This is a genomic window from Pedococcus soli, assembly GCF_054782575.1.
This window is the reverse complement of record NZ_BAAGSF010000004.1, coordinates 793955-810475: the sequence shown is the minus strand read 5'-3', so window position 1 is coordinate 810475 and position 16521 is coordinate 793955. Positions and strand designations below refer to the sequence as shown.

Below are 16521 nucleotides of genomic sequence, written 5' to 3'. Positions count from 1 at the left end.
CGGCTGAGTCAGGACACCCGGATGGGCGGGCTGACGACCGGTACCCGGCTGCCGTCGTCGGCCATCACGAAGACGCGGCAGCGGTAGACCCCCGGCTTGGGCACGATGAACCGGTGGGTCGTCGCCCGGGCGTACGGCGTCACGTCCACGCGCTGGGCGCCCTGGTGCAGGGCGAACGAGACGGCTTGGCGCCCCGCGCCGTGGATGGTGGTGGAGAGCTCGAGCGGACCGGTCTGCTCGACCACGACCTCGGGGGCAGCGGCTCGACGCCGCGGGTCCCGTGCCTCCGGGTCAGGGACCCTGGTCATCTCGGAGGGCGAGGACGTCTCCCAGTGCTCGGGCAGCGAGAGCTGCTGCGCCGCTCGGGCGACCTGTTCGGCCAGCGCGAGGTAGGTCCGGTCGTCGTAGTGGAAGGGTGCCTTCCCCCACTGGTGGTCGGCGCGGCCGCGGACCTCGGTGAGGTCGCGACCCAGGACGGGGACAGGCACCTCGGCCGCCACCGCGTCGAGGTATCGGCGGGTCAGCTCGTTCGCCCGGTCCGCCTCGAGCCCGAAGCTCGCCGGCGTCGGTTCGTCCGTCGTCGTGGTCGTCGCCCAGGGCGGGGCGAGGAGCACCGTCCGCGAGCGCAGCCCGTGCTCCTCGAGCAGGGCGCGCCACCGCGGCAGGACCGCGGTGAACCGGGCCAGGTGCTCGGGGGAGCCGAACGCCGGGCCCGACGGCTCCGTCGGGGCCTGCCCGTCCAGCTGGGCCTGGCGCAGCTCGACGGAGTCGGTCGAGACCGTGCCGTCCTCGTGGTCGAGGAGACCGAGGCGCTCGTCGACCAGGTCCCACAGGACCAGGTCCACCTCGTCGGCCAGCTCCGCCACGACCGACGGGAGGGAGGACCGGGCGTCGCCCTCGAGCATCCGGCGCTGGAAGGCGCTCGGGAGCCCGGAGAGGTCGAAGTGCGGTTCACCCGCCGGGCCGAAGCCGCTGACGAGGCTCTGCCGCGCGACGTACCCGCGCAGGGTGAAGTACTCGGGACGGAGGAACTCGAACGTGTCGCGGGAGACGCAGCTCCCCACTACGAGCACCCGCAGCGGTCGGGTCACCCTGGTCACGGGCTCGGTCAGTGTGAGGACGGGGTTCATGAAGCCGTCGCGGACCTGGACCCGCACCCGGGCGAGCTCGGGCCCCATACCGGGAAGCTGGAGCATGTTGTCGCGCCGGGCGTGACTGGCGAGCACGCGGTCGTCGCCGTCGAGCAGCTCGAAGACCGTGCTCACACCGGCGTACCGCATCGCACGGCTGTTCCAGGCCAGGGCGGTCTTCACCACACCGTCCTGGTCCACCGTCGCGGTGAGGCCCACGTTCGCCTCGACGTCTGCCACCTCCTGGCGCAGGTCGCGGGGCAGGATCTCGAGGTCCGTCCGGGAGACGATGCGTTCGTCCTGCAGGCGGTCGACCACCTCGTCGACCCCGACCTCGGGGTCGAGGAGCAGGGCGAGGGCCCGGACCATCGCGGCCCGCGGCGGCGGGTCGTGACCCTCGCCGAAGGCCGAGACCAGGACGAGGTGGCCGCGGGCGTTGTGCCAGCGACCCCCGCCGTCGTGCTGGTAGCCGTCGGCCTCGAGGTACGGCGCCAGGTGGGACACCACGTGCCAGTCCGCAGCGTTCTGCAGGAAGAGCAAGCGACGCAGCCCCTTGCCGGCCTGGTTCGGTGGCACGGCGTGGAGCACCCCGCCGGCGCCCAGGGCCGCAGACCGCTCCACGCGGCTCATCCCGGCGACCTCGGCGGGGCGCAGGGACAGGGCCAGGGCGAGGTACTCGGCCACCACGTCGGGGACGTAGTCGAGCAGGTCCGTCTGCGGGTTCCAGACCATGGCCGAGGCGGGGACGGTGAGCTGCGACCCCAGGAGCAGCGCGGCAAAGGCCCCACCCGACCCACCGGCGAGCAACAGCTCGCGCCCCGCCCTGCGCTGCAGCTCGGTCAGCAGCTCGACGAGGAGGGCCTGCACCCCCTCACCGGCGCGACCCGCGTACCACCCGAGCCGCAGGTTTCGGTCGACGGTGAAGCTGGGGTCGCTGATGGCGACGAAGGGTGTTTCCAGGCTGGTGCCCAGGCCGCTGCCTGAGAAGAACGGCCCGGGCTGGGCGTCCCGCTTGGACACCGCGCCGCTGAACACCACCAGGAGGGCGCGCCCCGGTGCGATCGCCTGCATGTCGCCCCTGATCAGGACGTCCACGTGGGCTCCGGAGGGGAGCCACACCACGTGCACACCTTCCGCCCACGACTGCGCCGAGAGGAACTCCGCCGGCGAGGCCCACACCGCGACCTGCGGCGCGAACCTCGTGTAGTCGCTGTCCGCCGGGAGGTCGGCTGCGGTGCCAGCACTCGCAGGGGGCGTCATGGGACCAACACTCTCATCAGGGTCTTTCCGGTGGGAAAGTAGGCGGCATCAGCGAGGAACTGTACCCGCGACGGCAGCACGTCGTGGGCGGCCACCTGCACGAAGGAACCGGTGCCGGGGTCGACGGCCCAGAGCCCGTCGGCGGTCGCGGCCCAGAGCCGGCCGGCTCCCACGGCCAGGCCCGTGTCGGCGAAGGTCGGCTGGTCCCCGGCCATGGCCTGGCCGAGGGGGAACCGTCGGACGACATGGCCGTCGGCGCGGTCGAGCTCGACGAGCTCGGAGCGCATGAGCACGAACAGCCGTCCGGCGTCGTCCACGACGACCGAGCCCGCCGACTGCAGTCCCGCACGCGGGGACGTCGTCCACAGGGTGCGTCCGGTCCGGGTGTCGTAGGCGAACACCGCCGCGTCCGCCGCCACCGGCTTGGCCCCCAGCCCGCCCCACCGTGAGGTGGTGCCGTAGACGACCGAGCCCGAGGCGGCCAGCCCCACGATGCTCTGGTCCTTGACGGGGCTCGGAACCACGGTGGGCTCGGTGCTGTCGCCCACGAACCACCCGAGCACGCCGCCGCGGCGGCCGTAGCGGGGCACGGTGCCGAAGTAGGTGCGACCCGAGGAGGAGGCCCAGCCGAGCGGTCGGTCCTGGGCGTAGGACGGACCGAGGTGCGCCAGGAGCGCCGGGTTCTGGCCGTCCACCCAGGGACGCCGCGTGTCGAACCGGAAGATCCGTGCGCCGGTGTAGGTGCCGAAGAACTCGTAGGGACCGCTGGCGGCCAGGCCCTCGACCTCACCGAACCCCAGGAGCGCCTGCCCCGAGTCGGCACCGCCCAGGCGGGGCGTCAGCGAAGGGATCGGCTCACGGGTGTCCAGGCTGCTGAGGCTCGCCCCACCGAACCCCCCGGCCCACAGCACGCCGTCCGACCCGGCACCCAACGACTTGATGCGCAACGGTCTCGGGTCGAGCCGGAGGTGGATCGGCACCAGCCTGGCCTCGGGGAGGTCCTTGCCCTCCACCCCGTCGGGCAGGGCGCCGACGTCGATGGCCACCAGCTCCTGCGAGCCGTCGTAGGACACGAGCCAGTCCGACAGGGTGCCGCCGATGGTGGCCCGCACGACGAAGCGGTCCCGCCCGGGTGGGATCGTCGTCGTGGCCACCGGAACCTTGGCGCTGGCGTCCGGTCGATCGGGGTGGACGCGCCACAGCAGGCCGTTGCTGAAGTAGTAGAAGGGCTGGCCCGGCGCCGCCTCCGACGGCGACTGGGTGAGCTGCCGCCCGGTCGCGTCCTTGGACACGGGGGTGTCCCAGGTGCGCCGCTGCAGGTCGTAGACACCCCGCGTGCCATCGGGCAGCTTGGCGGCCAGCAGCCGCCCGTAGATCCGCAGCTCGGTGACGAAGCCGCTCGCGGGCGTTCCCGGCAGGGCGATCTCCTCGCGCGCCGAGGGGTCCTGCAGGTCGATGGTCACGACGGACGGGTTCACCGAACCGGTCCCGACGTACAGCGTGGAGCCCTGGATCGCCAGGCTCCGGGCGTACTCTCGGTCCTCCCGGAGCGGGGCGATGCTCGTGAACTTGTCGGCCCTCGGGTCGAGCACCCAGAGCTCGCCGCCCGGGTAGCTGCCACCCCACACCCGGCCGTCCGGTGCCATCGCAAGGCTGAAGACCACCTCGGCGCGGTGCGTGGCCCTCCCCAGGTCCTTCAGGGTCCGGGCCCGCGGGTCGTACCTCAGCACGTGCCCCTGGGCACCGCCCAGGTAGACGGTGCGCTGGTCGGGCGCCGTCACCATGGCCCACCCCGTCGGCGCCCCGGGGAGCACGTGCCGGTCTACGAGCCGTCCGGTGGCCAGGTCCGCGACCTGGAGCTCTGCGGGGAAGCCGGACACGACGGTGTAGATCAGCGGCCGCCCACCGACGACGACGCGACCGGACGTCGTGGTGTTGACGTACCCCTTCAGGGCCGAGACCGCCTCGGCCGCACCGATCTTGCCCCGGGCAGCCGGCGCGGGCTGCACGTCGACGTCGTCCCACCGTGCGGCGCTCTGCGCCGAGGTCCCCGAGACCACCTCGACGGTGGCCCAGCGGGCACCGTCGGGCACCGAGAGGGACTGCGCCCAGTCCTGCCAACGACCGGACGTCGCCCGCACCGGGACCTGGTCGACATCGGGCAGCACGGCGCGGTGCGCGTCGAGGAACCGCACCACCACGCCCTGGTCGCCCTCGATGCCCAGCACCGCGCCCGACACCACGACCTCGAGGCCCGGCGGCACCGGGGTGGGTTGGCTGCGGACGATGACGCCACGGGTGGTGGAGTCGTCCCGAACCTCCAGCGCGTGCCCCGCAGCGCCCTCGGTCACCCGCCGCGCGCTCGCACCCTCCACGGCGATGACCGACCAGTCCGCCGCCTGCCCCGGGTCGCTGCCGTCGGCGGTCTCGAACCCGCCGTTGGGCAGGTAGGCGCAGGTGACGTCCAGGTCGTCCCACCGTCCGTCCGAACCCGTCGCCCCGGTGATGCCCACCTCGAGCGCCGCGGTGCCGGCCGGCGAGGTCGAGCGCACCGTCGTGCGGCTCCAGACGTCGGAGCCCGTGGACGCCGCCTGGCTGGCGGTGGCCAGCTTCCGGCCGCCCGACCCGATGAAGACCACCGTGACCCGTTGTCCGCCGGTGACCTTCCGGGACCAGGCCCCGACGTCGCACTGCAGCCCCTGACCGGCCGGCATCCGGGCCCGGCTGACGGTGGCGGGGCGGGCCAGCCCACGACCCACCTCGACGCGGAGGCCACGGTGGCCCGTGCGCGCCTCGTCGCCGGTGACGAGGGTCGCTGCGCCGGTACCCGTGGCGGACCAGCCGGCGGCCTTGAGGCTGGTCGCCTCGAACCCGCTCGAGTCGGCCACCGCCGGACCCGTCGGCGCCACCGCGGGGACCTGCCTGGGTGCAGGGGTCGCCGACGGCAACGGCAGCGGCTCTGCGGACCCGCGGTGGAGGAGGGCGTAGGACACGGCACCACCGAGCGCGAGCACGACGACGAGGGCGCCGAGCAGCGCGCGTCGCCCCCTCGGCACCTTCCGGGTCCCGTCCCCGTCCTTCACGTCGCGGTCAGGGGCTGAACTCGGGCAGCCGCTCACCGATGCCGAAGAGGGCGGCGATCGCAGCCACCGAGCGGTCGGCAGCCGCGCCGTCGCCGTACGGGTTCACGGCCCGGGACATCGCCTCGTATGCCGCGGGGTCCTCTACGAGGCGCGTCACCTCCGTGACGATGCGCTCCTCGTCGGTGCCGATGAGCTTGACCGTGCCCGCCGTGACCGCCTCGGGGCGTTCGGTGTTGTCCCGCATCACGAGGACCGGCTTGCCCAGGGAGGGCGCCTCCTCCTGCACACCACCGGAGTCCGTGAGGACGATGGTGGACAACGCCATGAGGCGGGTGAACTCGCCATACGCCATCGGCTCGGTGACGAGCACGTTCGGGAGGCCCTCGAGGTGTGGGAGCACCGCCTCACGGACGATCGGGTTGCGGTGGACAGGGAGGATGACGTGGTACTCGGGGTGGGCCAGGGCGAGCCGGCGCAGGGCGCGGCCGACACCCTCCATGGCACCGCCCCAGTTCTCGCGTCGGTGCGTCGTGACGAGCAGGACCGGACGACCGGAGGCCTCGACCTCGGCCAGCCGGGGGTCGGTGAAGGCGAGGTCCTGCTTCACCGTGTGCAGCAGGGCGTCGATGACGGTGTTGCCGGTGACGGTGATGGTGTCCGGGTCGACGGCCTCGCGCAGCAGGTTCGCCTGCGAGGTGGACGTCGGCGCCAGGTGCAGGGCCGTGGTCTGGCTGGTGAGCTTGCGGTTGGCCTCTTCCGGGAAGGGCGAGTTGATGTCGCCGCTGCGCAGGCCGGCCTCGATGTGCACGACCGGGATCCGGCGGTAGAACGCCGCGATCGAGGCAGCCGCGACCGTCGAGGTGTCGCCCTGGACGATGACCGCGTCCGGCGCGACGTCCACGAGCACCGGGTCGAGCCGGTCGAAGACCTTGGCCATCAGGCCGTTGAGCGTCTGGCCGTGGGCGAAGACGTCGAGGTCGTGGTCGGGGACGATCCCGAAGATCTCGTTGACCTGGTCCAGCATCTCGCGGTGCTGTCCGGTCACGACCGTCACCGACTCGAAGTCGGGGTGCGCCTCGAGCGCCTTGATCACGGGAGCCACCTTGATGGCCTCCGGGCGCGTGCCGTAGATGGTCATGATGCGCTTCTGGGTCAAGGGTTCGCTTTCGTCGGGTTCGGGTGTCACGCCGGGGCGGCCACCCGGCACGGTCAGGTGCCGGTGGAGTGCCGGGAGACGTGCCGGTCGGTGCTGGAGTCCTCGGGGTGGACGACGGTGGCCCGCAGCTTGGCGCGGGCGTCCTCCAGCAGGCCCTCGGCCTTCGCGGTCTCACCCTTGGCGATGTTCCAGGCCCACCAGCGGTAGGCGCGGGCCGTCTCGTAGGCGGGACCGTCGAGGACCATCTCGCCCTTGTGCAGCCAGATCGCCCGCGTGCACATCTCCTCGATGGTCTGGGCCGCGTGCGAGACGAGGAAGATCGTGCCCGCGTGCTCGCGGATCTGGGCCATCCGGGCCTCGCTGCGGGCCTTGGACGCGGCGTCGCCGGTGGCGAGCGCCTCGTCGATGAGCAGGATCTCCGGACGGGCCGCCGCGGAGATCGCGAACCTCAGGCGGGCGCCCATGCCCGAGGAGTAGGTCTTCATGGGGAGGTGCACGGAGGACCCGATCCCGGCCAGCTCGAGCACGTCGGGGATCGCCTCCTTCACCTCCTTGGGCTTCAGGCCCATGGCGAGCAGGCCGAGCCGGACGTTCTCCATCCCCGAGAGCTCGGGCATCAGGGCGGCGTTGACGCCGAGGAAGGACGGGGTGGACGTGGCGAGGACCCGACCGCTGGTGGGGGTCTCCAGGCCGGCCATGACCCGCAGCAGGGTGCTCTTGCCCGAGCCGTTGTGGCCGACGACACCGACCGACTCGCCGGCCCGGGCGACGAACGAGATGTTGTCGACGGCGCGGACGGTCACCGTGCGGTTCCAGCCGATCTTGCGGGCCGCCCGCTGCGGCAGGCCCAGGTGCTCGCCCTCGCGCTCCTTGCTGGCGACGCGGTAGTGGACCGAGAGCCGCTGGACCATCACCGTCGGCGGCCCGAGCGGGACCTCGATCCCCTTCTTGGGTCCGGCGTCCGCGTCCGGGGGCAGGGTGATGTCGGGCTCCCGGTCGTCGAAGGCGGCCGGCACGGTCTCGGTGTGCAGGTCACTCACGGCCGTACTCCTCCTCGCCCTGCCAGAAGTACAGGAAGCCCAGCACGGGGGTCACCAGGGACCAGGCGACCAACGTCAGCCAGAGCTTGGCGTCCGGCATGACGCCGTAGAGCAGCAGGTCACGGGTGATCTCCAGGACGCAGAACACGGGGTTGAGCTCCAGGGCGGCCAGGACGTGGGGGTGCGTGATCCAGCGCTCCATCGAGAACATCACGCCCGAGCCGTACATCCAGAACCGCGACAGCACCCCGATCACCATGCGCAGGTCGGGCAGCGCACTGGTGAGGCGGGCGGTGTAGAGGATGAGGCCGGTGTTGAACGACAGCTGCATCAGGAAGACCAGCGGGAACAGCGCCCACAGCCAGGTGAACTTCGCGTGCGGGGGGATCACCGCGATCATCACGAGCATGGCGCCGACCACGGGCATCATCGAGATCGCCTGCCGCAGGGCGAGCGCGAGGGGGATGGACACCCTGGGGAAGGAGAAGGCCCGGATGAGGTTCTTGCCCGCGAGCATGACGGTCGCGCCCTGGTTCAGCGCCCCCGAGGTGAACGAGAACATGAACACGCCGATGAGCAGGAACCCGATGTAGTTGGGGATCGCCTTGGACGAGCCGAACAGCACACCGAAGATGAAGAAGTAGGTCAGCCCGTCGAGGACGGGCTTGCCCACGAGCCAGAAGCGGCCGAGGAGCGTGTCGCGGTTCCCCGAGAAGGCCCGGGCCCGCGAATCCGCCCAGATGAAGTAGCGGCGGCGCCACAGCTGGTGCAGGTACGACGCGAGCGATCCGCGCTGGCCCACCGGCTTGAGCCGGCTGATGTCGACGACCTCCAGCTGGACGTCGTCGACCTGGGCCAGGGGTGAATGGGTGCGAGCCCGTTCGCTCACGGTCGGCTCCCCAGGGTCTCGTAGATGTCGCGGTACCGCGCTGCCATGGCCTGCCACGTCCTGGTGGCGGCGAACTCCCGGCCTCCGGCAGCGAGCTGGTGCCACAGCGCGTCGTCCGCGAGCAGCCCGTGGAGTCTACCCGCCAGTGCTGAGGGATCGTCCGCCGTCGCGAGCAGGCCGGTGCCCACCCCGGTCGCCGGTCCGGTGACGATCTCCGCGAGCGCCGGGAGGTCGCTGGCCACGACGGGCCGGCCCGCCGCCATCGCCTCGATGGGCTTGAGCGGGGTGACCGTCCGGCAGACGAGGGTGTCGCGCCGCGGGACGACGAAGACGTCGAGGGCGCGGTGCCACCGGGCGGCCTCGGCCCGGCTGACCCGTCCCGGCATGACCACCACGTCGTCGAGGCCCAGGGTGGAGGCGAGCTGCTGGAGCGCCGGACGGGAGACCCCGTCCCCCGCGATGGCGCACCGCACGTCGAGACCCTGGTCGCGCAGGGTGCGGACCGCCTGCAGCAGGACGTCGAGGCCCTCGTAGTCCACGAGAGATGACACCGTGCCGACCCAGCGGCCCTCCTCGGGCAGTCCGAGTGCCCGCCGACCCTCGCGGGGCGTCATGGCCCCGTCGAGCAGGCTGGCGTCGACGGCGTTGGGCACGACGGTGATCCGGTCGGGGGCGACCCCGCGCTCGACGAGGTCGGCGCGCATCACCTCGGACAGGACGACGACGTGGTCCGCAGCGAGCGCGACCTCGGTCTCCTTCGCGTGCCACAGCCGGAACCGCTCGCTCGCGGCCCCCTCCTCGCGCTGGCCCGCCGGTCGTGAGGCGAGCCAGGTCTTCTCGAGCTGGCCGCGCGCCTCGTACACCCAGGGCAGACCGGCAGCGCCGGCGACAGCCTGCGCGACGAGGGCGTTGGGGAAGTGCGTGGTCGTGTGCAGCACGGTCGGCGCGAACTGTTCCACGTGGAACCTCAGCAGCTCGGCGGTCTGCTCGAGCCGCCCCTCCGGCGTCGCCGACATGCGGCGCGGCAGCAGCCGGTGGTACGGCACGCCGTCGACGACGTCGGTGCCCGCAGCCCACGGGAGGCCGACGTTGACGGGGTACCCCAGCCGGGTCACCGCCTCGACCGCGATCCCCAGCCCGGCCTGCGCCCGCAGGATCGAGTGCGACCGGAGGGCGTACCCGGACTGCGTCCAGGGCAGCGAGTTCGTGAGCAGGTGCAGCGCGCGAGGCGTCCACACCCCGGACCCGTGCGTATGCCGCGGGCTCGCCACGGTGCCGGGTGGCACCGGACGAACGGGCACGGCATACCCGGGTTGCATGGTGGCCCGCTCCGAGGCGAGCCGGCCCACCTGCCGGCGGGCCGCGCGACCGGGAGCCGCTTCGAGGAGCTCGACCGCGCCGGTGAGGTCGCCGCGGCGCCACAGCGCCCGCGCCTGGAGGACGGCGTCGGCCCCCTGCGGGACGTCGAGGTCGAGCTGGACGGCGAGCTCGGAGGCGATCCGGCTCGCACCCAGCTGCTCGGGCGGCAGGGCGCGCAGGGTGGCGCGGGCGTCCTCCGGCCGGTCGGCGAGGTAGCTGGCCAGGGCCTGTCGCGGGCCGACCCCGGTCGAACCGGAACGACCCGTGCGGCCGAGCGCCCTGGCGACCGGCCGGCGGAACCGCGCCGGCAGCCGGCGCATGCCCTGCACCGCGAGGCGGGCGGGGTCGTCCTCGGCGTGACGACGGAGCATGACGACGAGGATCCCGACGTTGCGCAGGGTCTCGAGCCCGCCCGCACGGGTGCGACGCTCAGCCACGACCGGTCACCACCGCGTCGAGGACCTCGAGATAGTCGGAGGCGAGCCGGGAGTCCTCGGCGTGCTCACCCACCCAGGCGACCCCGTCGGTGCCGGGGTCGAGCAGGGAGCGGTCGGTCGCGACGGCCTCCCACACCTCGGCGAGCGCAGCAGGGTCACCCGGGGTGGCGACGTGACCCGCGTGCGCCCCGGTGATGATGTCCGCGGCCTCGCCCGCCACCGAGCCGGTGACGTGGACCCCGAGGGCCATCGCCTCGTACAGCTTGGACGGCACGGTGAGCTCCAGCGCCGGCCATGGCCGCAGGCAGACCAGCACGGTGTCGGCCCACGCGTAGTGGGTCCCCATCTGCGAGCGCGGGACGGGGTCGACGAACTCGACCTCGACCCGCTCGGCCGCCGCGAGCGCCACGAGCTGGGGCCGGTCGGCACCGTCACCGACGAGCCTGAGGCGGACGCGTGCGCCGCGACCACCGGCCAGGGATGCCGCGTGGACGGCGGTCGCCAGGCCCTGGGCCCGGCCCAGGGTGCCGGCGTAGAGCACGTTGAGGACGCCGTCGTCACCGTCGCGGGGGACGTGGGTGGGGTAGCCCGGGACCGGGTGGGCGCCGTTGCGCACGACGTGGACGCGCTCCATGCCCCGGTCGCGCAGGACCCGGGCGAAGGTGTCGGTCGTGGCCACCACCGCGTCGGCCCGACGCTGCTCGTACGTCGTGGCGCGGCCGACGCCTGCGAGGCCACCGCGCGAGACGCGCTGGGCCGCCCGCCTGGCCCGGCCGGCGGAGGTCGTGTCCCACTCGTCGGCGACGGTGAGCAGGTCCGGCCAGGCGTCACGCATCTCGGCCACCACCGGGACGCCGAGTCGACCGGCGACGCGGCGGCCGGCCCACAGCATCGGCAGCGACGGGACCGTCGCGACGACGACCTGCGGGGTCGCGGTCCGGGCGGCCCTGCCGGCCGCGCTGACGGCGGCCCGGGCGGACACGAGCTGGTCGGCGAACCGCGAACCCACGTCACCGGCATACGCACGGAAGGCGACGCGGTGCACGGTCTCGCCGTGCGGGCCGGGGTGGACGGCTCCGGGGGCCATCGCGGCGTGCTCCGGCAGGAGGCTGCCGTGGGGGTAGTGGGGGGCGGGAGCGATGACGGTGAGCTCGTGCCCGGACCGGACGAACTGCTCCGCGAGGGCGGACCAGCGCTGCTGCGGGGCCCCACCCTCGGGCGCGTAGTAGTGCGTGAGCAGGAGGATCCTCACGGGACGGGGTCCGCGGGTGGGGGCGGCAGGAGGTCGTCGACCGCGCGGACGTCGAGGTCGACGGCCCCACGGGCGGCACCCCACCGGGCCGAGCCCCCGACGAGTCCGGGCAGGGCGAGGTAGGCCAGGCCCAGGAGGACGTCCGCCACGAGGACCAGCCCGCGGGTCGGACGCGAGGCGCCGAGCATCGCCGGCAGGGCGAGCAGGCAGGCGACCGCCGTGGCTGCGGCCACGATCCCGGCGACGGTGGCGTGCGACCAGCCCGCCCGGGCCACTCGCTGGTAGACGTGCAGGCGGTGCGGCTCGAAGACGCGGTCGCCGTGGGACATCCGGCGGACCAGCGTCACCCCGGCGTCGAGGACCAGGACGAACAAGGGGGCGAGCGCGACCTCGGTCGGGACCGGCAGCATCACCAGCCAGCTCGCCACCACGGCCCAGGTCGCCCCGAGGGAGTAGGAGCCGATGTCGCCGAGGAAGACCTTGGCCCGGGGGAGGTTGAACGGCAGGAAGCCCAGGCCACCCGCGGCGGCACCGATGCCCAGGACGGCGACCGCGGGGACGTCGTAGTGGACACCCGCGACGGCATACCAGAGGCCCGCGACCACGGCGTGGCCCGAGACGAGGCCGTTCACGCCGTCCATGAAGTTGGTGATGTTGACCATGGCGATGGTGCCGACGAGGACGAACGGCACCCACACGACCCCGTCGCCGGTGACGCCCATCGCGGACAGGCTCCAGACCAGGGCGAGGACGGCCTGCACCACCAGCCGCAGCCGGACCGACAACGACCACAGGTCGTCCGCGAACCCCACGAGCCCGAACCCCAGGACCGGCAGCAGCACGAGGAACAGCTCGTCGACGTGTCCATCCACGGCGTCGGGGCGCAGCAGGGTGACCAGCACCACCGCGCCCAGCACCGCTGCCACGACCCCGAGGCCGCCCCCGCGAGGGGTCGGGACGACGTGCAGGGAGCGGTCCGCGGGGATGTCGACGACGCTGTGGCGACGCAGCAGCGGCAGGGTCCCGCCCACGACGAGCACCGAGAGCGCCGTGCAGCTGACCATGGCCCAGGCGAGGGCTGCGGTCATGCGCGGCGGCCGCTGGGGACGGAGACCGGCTCGGCGGCGTACGCCACGACCTTGAGCCAGGCGTGCAGGTCGATGAACCGGCCGAGGGCCAGCTCGCGTCGCACCCGGTCGATGTCGACGAGCACGTCGTCGGGCATGAGCGGCATGCCGACGTGGGTGACGAGCTCGTGGAACGGGCGGTGGTCGGGTTCGTCGCTGGCGAGCGTGCGCTCGGCCATCTTCTCGCCGGGGCGGACACCGGTGTAGACGACGGTCGGCGGCGGGAAGCCCTGCAGCGCGGCGAAGCGTCGTGCCAGCTGTTCGATGTTGTGCGGCTTGCCCATGTCGAGGATCAGGCCCTCGCCGCTGCGGCCGTGGACGGCCGCCTGGAGCACGAGCTGGGAGGCCTCGTGCACCGTCATGAAGTACCGCGTCATCTCCGAGGACGTGATCGTCAGCGGGCGACCGGCCGCCAGCTGGGCGGCGAACGTCGTCAACGCCGAACCCCGGGACCCGAGGACGTTGCCGAAGCGGACCGAGATGTACCGCGCGTCCGGCCCGGCCTTGACGCCGAACGAGGCGGTCAGCCGCTCGGTGATCCGCTTGCTGTAGCCGAGCACGCTCGCGGGGTCGGCGGCCTTGTCCGTGGAGATGTTGACGAACCGGCTCACGCCCTGCTCGACACAGGTGGCCAGCAGGTCGCTGGTCCCGGCGACGTTGGTGAGGAACGCCTCCGAGGCGTACCGCTCGGCCAGCGTCAGGTGCTTGACCGCGGCGGCGTGGAACACGACGTCGGGACGGTGTCGGCCGATGAGGTCGTTGATGAACCCCGGGGTGCGCAGGTCGCCCAGGACCAGGTCCTCCGAGTCGAGCATGCCGCGACCGTCGACGGACAGCTGGACCGCGTGCAGGAGGCTGTCGTCGCGGTCGGTCATGACCAGTCGCGCGGGCTGGTACTGGATGATCTCGCGGCACAGCTGCGAGCCGATCGAGCCGCCGGCGCCGGTGACGAGGACGACCTTGCCGTGCAGGTAGGACCCGATGGCCTCGACGTCGATCTCGACGGCACCGCGGCCGAGGAGGTCGTCGAGCAGGACCGGGCGGAACGCCTGGCGCGGGAGGTCGATCCGCACCCCGCCGGGGATGCCCTCGCGGGTCGGCCCGGAGACGCCCTGGGCGGAGAGCATCTCGTCGAGCGAGGGGAGGACGAGCAGGTCGGCCCCGGCCTGGTTGGTGAGGTCGATGACGCGCTGGACCAGCCCGGGCGACGCGGACGGGACGGCGAGCAGGACGACCTCGGCGCCGAGGCGTCGGGCCAGCTCGGGCAGGTCGTCGATGCGGCCCTGGACGCGGATGCCGGAGATGCCGAGGTGGCGCTTGCCCGAGTCGTCGTCGACGAGGCCGACCGGGTGGAGGACGGTGCCCGCGTCGTCGAGCATCATCGCGATGGCCTGGCGTCCACCCCAGCCGGCGCCGACGACCAGGGCCCGGCGACCGGCCCGACCCTGGCGGCGCTTGCGCGCGCGGTGGTACTGCACCGCGACATACCGCAGGACCAGCCAGCCGCACGCCGCGCACGGGGCGGCGGTCACGGCCACCGACAGCGGCAGCATCGCGGGGTGGGTGAGGATCGAGGCGGAGCTGAGCGAGGACATCAGGAAGATGGCGACGACCGCGAGGCCGACGATCTCGTCCTGGGTCCCCCACCGGCAGCGACGGGCGACGAGCATGGCGTACGTGACGAGGTAGACGCAGGCGCCGAGCAGGAGGGCCAGGCCGAGGCCCTCGCGGTTGACGATGGAGGACTTCTGCTCGTACCGGCTCATCGCGAGCAGCACGATGATGATGACCAGGATCGCCACGTCGACGAGCATGAGCACGGGGATCGGCCAGTGCCGGACCTCGACGAGGCCGTTGGCCCGACCCTTGCGTGGGGCCTGCGCGCCCTCCGGTTCGAGGGTGCTGGCGGGGTCCCCGGTCGCTACCGGGTCCGGCGCGCTCGCGGCCGGTGCCGGCGCGGGTTCACCGGGCGCGACGGAACCGTCTTCCCCGGGGGCGCGCTGAACACTGGACACGGCCGCCAGAGTATCCAACAAGGCACAAGCACGAGCAATCGCGACCAAGGCGCGCCGGGCCGCAGGACCGCTGGCTTGCACCGATGCCTGTTCACGCAGCCCCGCCGACCCCTAGGTCCCGGCCCACGCGGGACAACCCCGTCTCCTCCCGCCGCAACCCGCCCACAACTCCGGTTGCGGGGCAACCCGTGGGACGACAACCCGCGGTATGCCGCGCACCCGGCGTTTGGCGGGCGGCAGGGTGGTGCCGGGTGGCGCGCGGGTGCCCTCGGCGGACGCCCGCGTCAGCCTGCGTCAGCCCCGTCAGTCCTGGGGGGCGGACTCGGGCTGGTCGGCCCACCACCGGCGCAACGCGGCCACCGCGGCGTCGTGGCCGATGGGGCCCTGGTCGAGGCGGACCTCGAGGAGGAACGAGTACGCGCGTCCGAGCACGGGCCCGGGACGGATGCCGAGCACCTCGGCGATCTCGTTGCCGTTCAGCTCCGGCCGAACGGCCGCCAGCTCCTCGGCCTCCTGGAGCGCGGCGATGCGCACCTCGAGGGCGTCGTAGGTGCTCGAGAGCCGCGCCGCCTTGCGGGCGTTGCGGGTCGTGGAGTCGGACCGCGTCAGGCGGTGCAGTCGCGGCAGCAGGGGGCCGGCGTCGGTGATGTAGCGGCGCACGGCGGAGTCGGTCCACTGGCCGTCGCCGTACCCGTGGAACCGCAGGTGCAGCTCGGTGAGGCGCGCGACCGCCTTGACCGTGTCCTTGTCGAAACGCAGCGCCTTGAGCCGCTTGGACGCGAGCTTTGCCCCGACGACCTCGTGGTGGTGGAAGGAGACCCCGCCACCCTCCTCGAACCGCCGGGTCGCCGGCTTGCCGATGTCGTGGAGCAGGGCCGCGAGCCGCAGCCACAGGTCAGGGCCGGGCACCGACTCCGGGGGGCCGTCGGCCGGTCCCTCGAGGGCGATGGCCTGGTCGAGCACGGTGAGCGAGTGCTCGTAGACGTCCTTGTGCCGGTGGTGCTCGTCGATCTCGAGCTTGAGCGCGGGCAGCTCGGGCAGCACGTGGTCGGCGAGGCCGGTCTCCACGAGCAGCCTCAGCCCGGGACGCGGGGTCGGGGCGAGCAGCAGCTTGGTGAGCTCGTCGCGGACGCGTTCGGCCGACACGATCTCGATCGAGCCCGCCATCTGCTCCATGGCCGAGCGCACCTCGGGCGCCACCGCCACACCGAGCTGGGCGGCGAACCGCGCGGCCCGCATCATCCGCAGCGGGTCGTCACCGAACGACACCTCGGGGGTGCCCGGTGTCCGCAGCGTCCGCGAGGCGAGGTCGGCGAGCCCGTCGTGCGGGTCCACGAACTCCATCGACGGCAGCCGCAGCGCCATCGCGTTGACGGTGAAGTCGCGTCGGACCAGGTCGTCCTCGAGGTTGTCGCCGAACGCGACCACGGGCTTGCGGGTCTGCCCGTCGTAGGCGTCGGCGCGGTAGGTCGTCACCTCGACGGTCAGGTCGCCGCGACGCACCCCCACCGTGCCGAACTCGCGACCCATGTCCCAGTGGGCGTCGGCCCAGGGCTTGAGGACGGCCAGCGACTCGTCGGGCGAGGCGCTGGTCGTGAAGTCCAGGTCGGGCGAGACGCGCCCGAGGAAGGCGTCGCGCACCGGGCCACCGACCAGGGCCAGCTCGTGCCCGGCGGCGGCGAACAGCTCGCCCAGCTCGGTGAGCAGCGGCACCACCGGGGCGAGGTGGGCCGTCGCCGCCCGCAACAGCTCCGGCAGGGCGGCGGGAGGGCC

The 16521-nt window shown here is 73.2% G+C and carries 10 protein-coding genes; all 10 read right to left on the bottom strand.

What is annotated here, in order from left to right:
- Nucleotides 1–8: 8 nt before the first annotated feature.
- Nucleotides 9–2390 (bottom strand): DUF6270 domain-containing protein, encoded by a 2382-nt coding sequence (locus ACYVKF_RS09910; protein WP_460966315.1) that lies wholly within the window; start codon nucleotides 2388–2390, stop codon nucleotides 9–11.
- Nucleotides 2387–5446 carry a hypothetical protein gene (locus ACYVKF_RS09905; RefSeq protein WP_460966314.1) on the bottom strand — a complete coding sequence of 1020 codons (3060 nt, stop codon included), beginning with the start codon at nucleotides 5444–5446 and terminating at the stop codon, nucleotides 2387–2389. Before ACYVKF_RS09905 ends, ACYVKF_RS09910 begins: the two co-directional genes overlap by 4 nt.
- 34 nt (nucleotides 5447–5480) lie before the next feature.
- Nucleotides 5481–6611, bottom strand: coding sequence for a non-hydrolyzing UDP-N-acetylglucosamine 2-epimerase (wecB, locus tag ACYVKF_RS09900; protein ID WP_460966313.1), 1131 nt, complete (start codon nucleotides 6609–6611; stop codon nucleotides 5481–5483).
- A gap of 71 nt (nucleotides 6612–6682) precedes the next feature.
- On the bottom strand, nucleotides 6683–7669 hold the full coding sequence (locus ACYVKF_RS09895) for an ABC transporter ATP-binding protein (RefSeq protein ID WP_460966312.1): 987 nt from the start codon (nucleotides 7667–7669) through the stop codon (nucleotides 6683–6685).
- The gene (locus ACYVKF_RS09890; protein ID WP_460966311.1) at nucleotides 7662–8558 is read right to left on the bottom strand and encodes an ABC transporter permease; all 897 of its coding nucleotides are present in this window, start codon (nucleotides 8556–8558) and stop codon (nucleotides 7662–7664) included. Before ACYVKF_RS09890 ends, ACYVKF_RS09895 begins: the two co-directional genes overlap by 8 nt.
- Nucleotides 8555–10354 (bottom strand): glycosyltransferase family 4 protein, encoded by a 1800-nt coding sequence (locus ACYVKF_RS09885; RefSeq protein ID WP_460966310.1) that lies wholly within the window; start codon nucleotides 10352–10354, stop codon nucleotides 8555–8557. The genes ACYVKF_RS09890 and ACYVKF_RS09885 overlap by 4 nt, the downstream gene beginning before the upstream one ends.
- The gene (locus tag ACYVKF_RS09880; RefSeq protein ID WP_460966309.1) at nucleotides 10347–11606 is read right to left on the bottom strand and encodes a glycosyltransferase family 4 protein; all 1260 of its coding nucleotides are present in this window, start codon (nucleotides 11604–11606) and stop codon (nucleotides 10347–10349) included. Before ACYVKF_RS09880 ends, ACYVKF_RS09885 begins: the two co-directional genes overlap by 8 nt.
- Nucleotides 11603–12694 carry an MraY family glycosyltransferase gene (locus ACYVKF_RS09875; RefSeq protein WP_460966308.1) on the bottom strand — a complete coding sequence of 364 codons (1092 nt, stop codon included), beginning with the start codon at nucleotides 12692–12694 and terminating at the stop codon, nucleotides 11603–11605. The genes ACYVKF_RS09880 and ACYVKF_RS09875 overlap by 4 nt, the downstream gene beginning before the upstream one ends.
- Nucleotides 12691–14748 (bottom strand): polysaccharide biosynthesis protein, encoded by a 2058-nt coding sequence (locus tag ACYVKF_RS09870; RefSeq protein ID WP_460966307.1) that lies wholly within the window; start codon nucleotides 14746–14748, stop codon nucleotides 12691–12693. The genes ACYVKF_RS09875 and ACYVKF_RS09870 overlap by 4 nt, the downstream gene beginning before the upstream one ends.
- Before the next feature lie 303 nt (nucleotides 14749–15051).
- Nucleotides 15052–16506, bottom strand: a complete 1455-nt coding sequence (locus ACYVKF_RS09865; RefSeq protein ID WP_460966920.1) for a CCA tRNA nucleotidyltransferase — start codon at nucleotides 16504–16506, stop codon at nucleotides 15052–15054.
- Nucleotides 16507–16521 lie beyond the last annotated feature (15 nt).

Excerpts from the sequence above, each read along its gene's own strand:
- ACYVKF_RS09875 (WP_460966308.1), bottom strand. The coding sequence starts at position 12,694 with ATGACCGCAGCCCTCGCCTGGGCCATGGTCAGCTGCACGGCGCTCTCG.
- ACYVKF_RS09910 (WP_460966315.1), bottom strand. The coding sequence starts at position 2,390 with ATGACGCCCCCTGCGAGTGCTGGCACCGCAGCCGACCTCCCGGCGGAC.
- wecB (WP_460966313.1), bottom strand. The coding sequence starts at position 6,611 with ATGACCATCTACGGCACGCGCCCGGAGGCCATCAAGGTGGCTCCCGTG.